At 66.1% G+C, this 6,582-nt stretch carries 6 protein-coding genes and 1 rRNA gene; all 7 read left to right on the top strand.

Annotated elements, in window-relative coordinates; translation table 11 throughout:
• Positions 1 to 95: ribosomal RNA gene (gene rrf, locus ACFYO2_RS08755) — 5S ribosomal RNA — on the top strand; the annotation flags it as partial.
• 109 nt (positions 96 to 204) lie between these two features.
• Positions 205 to 813, top strand: a complete 609-nt coding sequence (locus tag ACFYO2_RS08750; protein ID WP_388346030.1) for a CDP-alcohol phosphatidyltransferase family protein — start codon at positions 205 to 207, stop codon at positions 811 to 813.
• Positions 814 to 929: 116 nt separating this feature from the next.
• Positions 930 to 3,425, top strand: a complete 2,496-nt coding sequence (locus ACFYO2_RS08745) for a sugar phosphate nucleotidyltransferase (RefSeq protein ID WP_388346027.1) — start codon at positions 930 to 932, stop codon at positions 3,423 to 3,425.
• A 107-nt stretch (positions 3,426 to 3,532) separates the two neighbouring features.
• Positions 3,533 to 4,429 carry a DUF881 domain-containing protein gene (locus tag ACFYO2_RS08740; protein ID WP_388346024.1) on the top strand — a complete coding sequence of 299 codons (897 nt, stop codon included), beginning with the start codon at positions 3,533 to 3,535 and terminating at the stop codon, positions 4,427 to 4,429.
• Entirely contained in the window at positions 4,426 to 4,758 is a 333-nt protein-coding gene (locus tag ACFYO2_RS08735; protein WP_003988855.1) for a small basic family protein, read from the top strand. Before ACFYO2_RS08740 ends, ACFYO2_RS08735 begins: the two co-directional genes overlap by 4 nt.
• A 5-nt stretch (positions 4,759 to 4,763) precedes the next feature.
• Positions 4,764 to 5,594 carry a DUF881 domain-containing protein gene (locus ACFYO2_RS08730; protein WP_388346019.1) on the top strand — a complete coding sequence of 277 codons (831 nt, stop codon included), beginning with the start codon at positions 4,764 to 4,766 and terminating at the stop codon, positions 5,592 to 5,594.
• A 61-nt stretch (positions 5,595 to 5,655) separates the two neighbouring features.
• Positions 5,656 to 6,558 (top strand): FHA domain-containing protein, encoded by a 903-nt coding sequence (locus ACFYO2_RS08725; RefSeq protein ID WP_388346016.1) that lies wholly within the window; start codon positions 5,656 to 5,658, stop codon positions 6,556 to 6,558.
• Positions 6,559 to 6,582: the final 24 nt, after the last annotated feature.

Below are 6,582 nucleotides of genomic sequence, written 5' to 3'. Positions count from 1 at the left end.
AAACGCCCGGTTACATTCCGAACCCGGAAGCTAAGCCTTACAGCGCCGATGGTACTGCAGGGGGGACCCTGTGGGAGAGTAGGACGCCGCCGAACTCCTTTTAGAGCTCTGGCTCTTGGGCACGCAGCCCAAGAGCCAGAGCTTTTTTGCGTTGAGGTAAGGTCAGGGGGCATCGTTGGCTCGTTTCCCACAGGAGGCTCCCGGGTGGAGGTCCAGGAGACCCGCGTCCAGACGGACCGGGTACTCACCATCCCCAACGTCCTCAGCATGGCGCGGCTCGCCGGTGTGCCGCTCTTCCTGTGGCTGATCCTGAGGCCTGAGTTCGGCGGCCCCCAAAGTGACGGGTGGGCGCTTCTGGTGCTGGCTCTGAGCGGGGTCAGTGACTACCTGGACGGCAAGCTCGCGCGGCGCTGGAACCAGATCAGCAGTCTCGGCCGGCTGCTGGATCCCGCGGCCGACCGGCTCTACATTCTTTCGACTTTGGTCGGTCTCACCTGGCGCGAGATTCTGCCAGTCTGGTTGACCGCTGTACTTCTGGCGCGTGAGCTGCTTCTGCTGGTGATGGTGGGCATCCTCAGGCGCCATGGCTATCCGCCCCCCCAAGTGAACTTCCTGGGCAAGGCCGCCACCTTCAACCTGATGTACGCCTTCCCGCTGCTGCTGCTCAGTGACGGAAGTGGATGGATCGCGTCACTCGCTGCTATTTTCGGATGGGCGTTCGCAGGTTGGGGTACAACGCTCTACTGGTGGGCAGGAGTTCTCTACGTGGTACAGGTCCGCCGCCTGGTTCGTGCGGACGCCATGGCCGACTGAACTCGCCGAATACAACGGCTGTATCGGCCCCGATGGCCCGCGGTGGAAAAGTGCGGGACAATCTGGACGGGTGAAGTCGGCTAGACCGTCGTCTCTTAGAGGAGGACGCTTCCGACATGAAGGCCGTCGTGATGGCCGGAGGCGAAGGCACGCGCCTTCGTCCCATGACCTCAAGCATGCCCAAACCGCTCCTGCCAGTGGCCAACCGGCCGATCATGGAGCATGTTCTGCGGCTGCTCAAAAGGCATGGGCTCAACGAGACCGTCGTTACTGTCCAGTTCCTGGCCTCACTGGTCAAGAACTACTTCGGTGACGGTGAGGAGCTCGGTATGGAGCTCACCTATGCCAATGAGGAGAAGCCACTCGGTACCGCCGGAAGCGTCAAGAACGCCGAGGAAGCATTGAAGGACGATGCTTTCCTCGTCATCTCCGGTGATGCCCTGACCGACTTCGATCTCACCGAGCTCATCAATTTCCACAAGGAAAAGGGTGCGTTGGTCACCGTCTGTCTGACGCGTGTGCCCAACCCGCTGGAGTTTGGCATCACGATTGTCGACGAGGAGGGCAAGGTCGAGCGCTTCCTGGAGAAGCCGACCTGGGGCCAGGTCTTCTCGGACACCGTGAACACGGGTATCTACGTGATGGAGCCCGAGGTGTTCGACTATGTCGAGGCCGATGTCTCCGTCGACTGGTCCGGTGATGTCTTCCCGCAGTTGATGAAGGAAGGCAAGCCGATCTACGGCTATATCGCCGAGGGCTACTGGGAGGACGTCGGTACCCACGAGAGCTATGTAAAGGCGCAGGCCGACGTCTTGGAGGGCAAGGTCGACGTCGATCTCGACGGCTTCGAGATCTCCCCGGGCGTGTGGGTGGCGGAAGGCGCCGAAGTACATCCCGACGCCGTTCTCCGTGGACCGCTTTACATCGGTGACTACGCCAAGGTCGAGGCCGGCGCAGAAATCCGCGAACACAGCGTCATCGGCTCCAACGTCGTTGTGAAGGCCGGGGCCTTTCTGCATAAGGCCGTCGTGCACGACAACGTGTACGTCGGTCAGCACAGCAACTTGCGGGGATGCGTCGTCGGAAAGAACACCGACATCATGCGCGCGGCCCGGATCGAGGACGGCGCCGTCATCGGGGACGAGTGCCTGATCGGTGAAGAATCGATCGTGCAGGGCAATGTGCGGGTGTACCCGTTCAAGACCATCGAGGCCGGTGCGTTCGTCAATACCTCGGTCATCTGGGAGTCCAGGGGGCAGGCACACCTCTTCGGTGCCCGTGGAGTGTCCGGGATCCTGAACGTGGAGATCACCCCCGAGCTGGCTGTGCGTCTCGCCGGCGCCTACGCGACCACGCTCAAGAAGGGTTCGACCGTCACCACGGCCCGTGACCACTCACGTGGTGCCCGTGCGCTCAAGCGGGCGGTCATCTCTGCCCTGCAGACCAGCGCCATCGACGTACGTGACCTGGAGAACGTGCCGCTGCCCGTGGCGCGGCAGCAGACCGCGCGAGGCAGTGCCGGCGGGATCATGATCCGGACCACGCCCGGGGTTCCGGATTCCGTGGACATCATGTTCTTCGACGGGCAGGGGGCCGACCTCTCGCAGGGGAGCCAGCGGAAGCTGGACCGAGTGTTCGCGAGGCAGGAGTACCGACGGGCCTTCCCGGGCGAGATCGGGGACCTGCACTTCCCCGCCAGTGTCTTCGACTCGTACACCGGGTCGTTGCTGCGGAACGTCGACACCACGGGCGTTTCCGAGTCGGGACTCAAGGTCGTCGTCGACGCTTCGAACGGCAGTGCCGGGCTTGTGCTGCCCAGCCTGCTCGGCAAGCTCGGTGTGGACGCGCTGACCATCAACCCGGGCCTCGACGAGTCGAGGCCCACCGAGTCGGCGGACGCGCGCCGGTCGGGGCTGGTGCGGCTGGGGGAGATCGTGGCCTCCGCACGGGCCGCGTTCGGGGTGCGGTTCGACCCCGTGGGCGAGCGGCTGTCACTGGTCGACGAGAAGGGGCGGATCGTCGAGGACGATCGTGCGCTGCTTGTCCTTCTCGACCTGGTGGCCGCGGAGCGGCGCAGCGGTCGAGTCGCGCTGCCGGTGACCACTACCAGGATCGCCGAGCAGGTGGCGGCGTATCACGGGACGCAGGTGGAGTGGACGACCACTTCTCCTGACGACCTGACGCGTGTCGGTCGGGACGAGACGACGATCTTCGGTGGGGACGGCAAGGGCGGGTTCATCGTCCCCGAATTCAGCAGTGTCTTCGACGGTACGGCGGCCTTCGTACGGCTGATCGGACTGGTGGCGCGGACGCAGCTCACGCTCAGCCAGATCGACGCGCGGATTCCGCGGGCGCACGTTCTCAAGCGGGATCTGGCGACTCCCTGGGCCGTGAAGGGTCTTGTGATGCGGCGGGTCGTGGAGGCGGCCGGAGACCGCTTCGTGGACATCACGGACGGGGTGCGGGTGGTGGAGACCGACGGTCGCTGGGTGATGGTGCTGCCCGACCCGGCGGAAGCGGTCACCCACCTGTGGGCGGAAGGGCCGGACGACGCCTCGGCCCAGGCCCTGCTCGACGAGTGGTCGGCGGTCGTGGACAGCGCCGGGCGCTGAAACCCACGGCACGCGTGCGTGCCGGACAAGTGTCCTGCAGAGGGCCTGTCCGGCACGCCGGTGGGGCCATTCGGAGGTAGTGGTCGCGACGTGCGACGATGAGCGGCATGCCGCAGCAGCCCCCCGTTCGGAGCACTCCCACGCGCCCCTCGCGCCCGGACGCGTCCATGTCGCTGCTCACCAACGTCATGGACCACAGCCTCGACGACGGGTACGCCGAGGCTGCCGAGCGCAAGGAAGCCGCGGGCGATGGCGGCCTGCCCAAGACCCTCCGGGCGAAGCTGGGTCTGGCCGCCGGTCTGGTACTCGCGGCACTGGTCGTGACCGTCGGAGCCGCCCAGGCCCGGGTCGCGGCTCCCGTCGTCGCCAAGGAGCGCGAGGAACTGATCGACCGTATCGACCGGGAGACCGAGGCGGCGGACAAACTCGAGAACTCCGTCGACAAGCTGCGCGACGACGTGAGCGCGCGACAACGTGCGGCCCTGAGGGACAGCGGCGGCAGTGACCAGGCGGAACTCGTGGGCGTCCTGTCGGGCGCGACGGAAGTGCACGGCCCCGGTGTGAAGCTGGTCGTGGACGACGCCAAGGAGGCCACCTCCGGCGGTGACGGCGACCCACGCGAGACCTCCGGGTTCTCCGACACCGGGCGGGTGCGCGACCGCGACATGCAGCGGGTGGTCAACGGACTGTGGGCGTCGGGCGCCGAGGCCGTGTCGATCAACGGGCAGCGGTTGACGGCGCTGTCGGCGATCAGGGCCGCGGGTGACGCGATACTGGTCGACAACAAGCCGTTGGTTCCGCCGTATACGGTGCTGGCCGTGGGGGACGGCAAGCGGTTGAGCACCAGGTTCCAGAACAGTGCCGACGGGCTGTATCTGCATGCCCTGCAGGAGAACTACGGCATCCGGACCGCCATTTCCGTGGCGGACGATCTCCGGCTGCCCGCCGCACCGAGTGTGATCGTACGTACAGCACAGCCGAGAACTGAGAAGGGCACATCGTGATCGCCGTACTGGGCCTCGTCGTGGGAGTCGTGGCCGGCCTCTTGGTCCGGCCTGAGGTTCCGGCGGTCGTCGAGCCTTATCTGCCGATCGCCGTGGTGGCGGCACTCGACGCCGTCTTCGGAGGATTGCGGGCCATGCTCGACGGCATCTTCGACGACAAAGTCTTCGTCGTGTCCTTCCTGTCGAACGTGGTCGTGGCCGCGCTGATCGTGTTCCTTGGCGACAAGTTGGGCGTCGGGGCCCAGCTGTCCACCGGTGTCGTCGTCGTGCTCGGCATCCGGATCTTCTCCAACGCCGCGGCGATCCGCCGACACGTCTTCCGGGCGTGAGGCGGATGAGCAACCAGGACGAGACGCCCGAGAACAGGCTGCGCAAGGAGCTGCCGGAGGAAGTGACGGCCGAGGCTCCCGCGCCGGCAGCGAATGCTTCCCCGGATTCCCAGTTGAGCGGTCGTCAGCGGCTGGCGGACGGGCTGTGGCCGCCGCGTGTCACCCGGGCCCAACTCATCGTCGCCTTGCTGCTTTTCGGCCTGGGCTTCGGTCTCGCCGTGCAGGTGGCCTCGAACAGCGACAGTGACAGCGCCCTGCGGGGCGCGCGTCAGGAAGATCTTGTTCGGATCCTCGATGAACTGGATGACCGTACTCAGCGTCTTGAAGACGAGAAGCAGGGTCTGGAGAAGCAGCGGGACGAGTTGGAGAACAGCTCGGACCAGGCTGAAGAGGCCCGCAAGCAGACGGTCGAGAAGGAGAAGCAGCTCGGCATCCTGGCGGGCACGGTGGCCGCGCAGGGGCCCGGCATCACGATGACGATCGACGACACGAAGGGGAGGGTCGAGGCGGACATGCTGCTCGACGCGATCCAGGAGCTGCGCGCTGCCGGCGCGGAGGCGATCCAGGTGAACGGTGTGCGGGTCGTCGCGGGTACCTATCTCACGGACTCCGACAACAGCGTGAGTGTCGACGGGAACAAGATCAACGCTCCCTATCGTTTCAAGGTCATCGGCAAGCCGCAGGACCTCGAACCGGCGCTCAACATCCCCGGAGGGGTGGTGCAGACTCTTGAGAAGGAGCAGGCCACCATCGCCGTCGAGCGGTCGGACAAGATCGTCGTGGACGCCTTGCGAGCCGCGAAGCGGCCTGACTACGCTCGGTCGTCCTCCCAGTGAACCCGGGGTGCATGGGGGACGTCCGGCGAGGGCATGACGTTGCGGGGGGTCGGCGCACCGAATGGGTGGTGCGTGGTGGAAACTGTCTGGTGGATACGGACGTTGTCTGGATGTCCGGGTCGACCGGTGTGTTCAATCAGGGTTCGTCCTGCCCCACGGGCGGGTCTGTTTCGGTCAAGGGGAATCGCCCGTGAAGTTGTTTGCGAAGTTGTTCGGCAAGAGCGCGCGAGAGGGCAGCGACAACGCGACCGCCCGTCATCGCGCACAGCCTGACGCGGAAGGCCAGCGCCCGCTGTTCCGGGACCAGGTCGGTGCGGGCGGGGACATTTCCGGAGGTCAGGGCGCGCCGTCAGTTGACCCTGCACAGTCCGGAGGCATAGGTTTCGGGCAACCGTCAACCTCAAGTACGGGTGGAGGGTTTCCCCCTATGTCGGCCCTGGTGTGTACGAGGTGCGGTAACCGCAACGCGGAGAACAGCCGCTTCTGCTCCAACTGCGGTGCTCCGCTGCGGGCCGGGGCCGCTGCCGAGCGCCCCTCCGAGACGACGTCCACGATCTCCATTTCCGGGCTCGAGGCCTACGACGCCGAGGTCACGGGCCAGACGCAGATGCCCATGCTCTCCCCGGAGGCGCAGGCGGCCGTCGACGCGCTTCCGCTCGGGTCGGCGCTCCTGGTGGTGCGTCGCGGTCCGAACTCGGGCAGCCGCTTCCTGCTGGACGGCGACCTGACCACGGCCGGGCGTCACCCGCAGAGCGACATCTTCCTGGACGACGTGACGGTCTCCCGTCGGCACGTGGAGTTCCGCCGCGGTCAGGACGGCTCGTTCACGGTGGCCGATGTGGGCAGTCTGAACGGCACGTACGTCAACCGTGAGCGGATCGACCAGGTCGCTCTGTCGAACGGTGACGAGGTGCAGATCGGCAAGTACCGGCTGGTGTTCTACGCGAGCCAGCGGGGCTACTGACCCTTCCCCAGACTCCGTCCGGGG

It is taken from the genome of Streptomyces sp. NPDC006602 (assembly GCF_042870385.1).
Lineage (GTDB): Bacteria > Actinomycetota > Actinomycetes > Streptomycetales > Streptomycetaceae > Streptomyces.
This window is presented reverse-complemented; position numbering and strand designations above follow the sequence as displayed.

Bases quoted from the DNA above. Each gene is read 5' to 3' on its own strand.
- ACFYO2_RS08745 (WP_388346027.1), top strand. From the start codon at position 930: ATGAAGGCCGTCGTGATGGCCGGAGGCGAAGGCACGCGCCTTCGTCCC.
- ACFYO2_RS08740 (WP_388346024.1), top strand. From the start codon at position 3,533: ATGCCGCAGCAGCCCCCCGTTCGGAGCACTCCCACGCGCCCCTCGCGC.
- ACFYO2_RS08730 (WP_388346019.1), top strand. From the start codon at position 4,764: ATGAGCAACCAGGACGAGACGCCCGAGAACAGGCTGCGCAAGGAGCTG.
- ACFYO2_RS08725 (WP_388346016.1), top strand. From the start codon at position 5,656: ATGGGTGGTGCGTGGTGGAAACTGTCTGGTGGATACGGACGTTGTCTG.